Below are 2,309 nucleotides of genomic sequence, written 5' to 3'. Positions count from 1 at the left end.
TCGATAGTGATGGTGACGATTCCGTCATGATGCCGCTTTCGGTGACCATTGAAGATGATCTTCAGATCATGCAGGGAAACAACCTGACGATAACAGAGCCTAGCGCTTCTGAAGTTTCAAGCGGTTCAAATGCGGCTAATCCAAGCACTGAGACTATTGAACTTATTTCAGCTCAAGGTGCTGATGGTGCAACGATTACCAAGTTTACCTTTGGTGGCGGTGATTCTATTGCCCTAGATCCTGCGATATCTGGCGAACAATCTTTTGATTTTGATGAGGGTACTTTATACATCACCCTTAGCGGTGAGCTGCGTTTTGAGCCGAATCGAGATCTAGACCATTCCGGTGGTGATATCACGAAATCCATCGTAGTGACCTCGAGTGATGGCGATAAAGATGAAGTCACGGCAACGGTATCGCTCACGATTGAAGACGGGGCAAATCCTGAAATCACCGAAGTACCGACGGTTTCTCTCTCTGAATCTGCACTGGCTGATGGTTCAGCGCCTAATGGCACGCCAGCGAGTGCTTCTGTGGTTAGTAGCTCAGCTTCCATCACTTACACAGAGGGCAGCGATGATATCAAGCACTTTGAAATTGCCATTAGTGACTTTAATCCTGATGATACGCTCAAGTCTCATGGTTTAGTGGTTAAGCTTCGAGAGAACCCTGAGGATTCAGGGGAATACCTCGGATTTACGGTGGATTCGTCAAATCAGGAAACACCAGTATTCACACTCACGTTTGATAATTACGGTGATGCAAACAGCACAGACAAAGGCCTTTATACCTTTACCCTTATCGAAGCGCTTGATCATCAAGACGGTTCAGATAAGAACACCGTTGGTTTTGTTTTACCTATTTACGCGGTAGACACTGATGGCGATGTTTCGGCGAAAAAATCTCTTTCAGTGACGATTGAAGATGACGTGCAAACCATGCAGGGCAGCAGTCTCACTATCTCAGAACCGAACGCTGATGAACTCGCTTCTGGTGCGAGACCAAGTACCGACACGATTGAACTCATTTCTTCACAAAGTGCGGACGGTGCAACCATTACTCAATTTACCTTTGGCGACAGTGATCCTATTTCACTTAATCCAACGGTTTTAGGTGAGCAGTCTTTTAATTTTGATGAGGGCACCGTGTTCATTACCCTCACGGGTGAATTACGATTTGAGCCGAACCGAGACCTAGATCATGTCAATGGTGATATCAAAAAATCTATCGTGGTTACTTCAAGTGATGCTGATAAAGACCTCGCAACGGCAACGGTAGAACTCACGATTAAAGATGGTCAAGACCCTGAAATTACTGAGATACCTGTGGTGTCTTTATCTGAATCTGCGCTTGCTGATGGCTCAGCACCCAATGGCACGCCAGTGAGTAGCTCTACTGTCAGCAGTTCTGCGTCAATAAGTTACGCTGAAGGTGGCGATGATATTAAGCACTTTAAACTAGCCACCAGTGACTTTAATTCTGATGAAACACTCACGTCGAATGGATTAGTGGTTAAGCTTCGTGAAGAGCCTGATGATTCAGGGGAATACCTTGGTTTTACTGAAGGTCCGTTAGGTCAACAAACACCAGTATTCACGCTGAAGTTCGATAATTATGGTGATGCAGACAGCACTGACAAAGGCCGTTACACCTTTACGTTAATCGAAGCGTTCGATCATGCGTTTGTGCAAGGAAGTAATCTACTCAATTTCGTCCTACCCGTGTATGCGGTCGATACGGATGGTGGCGTCTCAGATGAAAAAAATCTGTCAGTAACGATCAAAGATGACGTGCAAACGATGCAGGGCAGCAGTCTGACAATCACAGAGCCATCTTTGGATGACTTGAGTGTTGGTGCGGCTAATCCAACAACCGATACCATTGAGCTAATTTCTGCTCAAAGTGCTGACGGTGCAACCATTACTCAATTTACCTTTGGTGGTGGAGATGCTATTTCACTTAACCCAACGGTGTCTGGTGAGCAGTCCTTTGATTTTGATGAGGGTACATTATTCATTACCGTTTCGGGTGAATTACGATTTGAGCCGAACAGAGATTTAGATCATTCCGGTGGTGATATCACGAAATCCATCGTTGTTACTTCAAGTGATGCTGATAAAGACGTCGTAACGGCAACGGTAGAACTCACGATTAAAGATGGTCAACTCCCTGAAATTACTGAAATACCTGGGGTGTTGTTATCTGAATCTGTGCTTGCTGATGGCTCGGAGCCAAATAGCGCACTAGTGAGTAGAACCGAGTCCATTGAATATACAGAGGGAAGTGATGATGTTAGCCACTTCAGAATC

1 pseudogene is annotated in these 2,309 nt (G+C 45.3%); it reads left to right on the top strand.

The annotated features are described in order from the left end of the window. Positions 1–2,309: pseudogene (locus A1QO_RS02235) on the top strand (T1SS-143 repeat domain-containing protein); the annotation flags it as partial.

Source organism: Vibrio genomosp. F10 str. ZF-129 (assembly GCF_000287055.2).
GTDB lineage: Bacteria > Pseudomonadota > Gammaproteobacteria > Enterobacterales > Vibrionaceae > Vibrio.
This window is presented reverse-complemented; position numbering and strand designations above follow the sequence as displayed.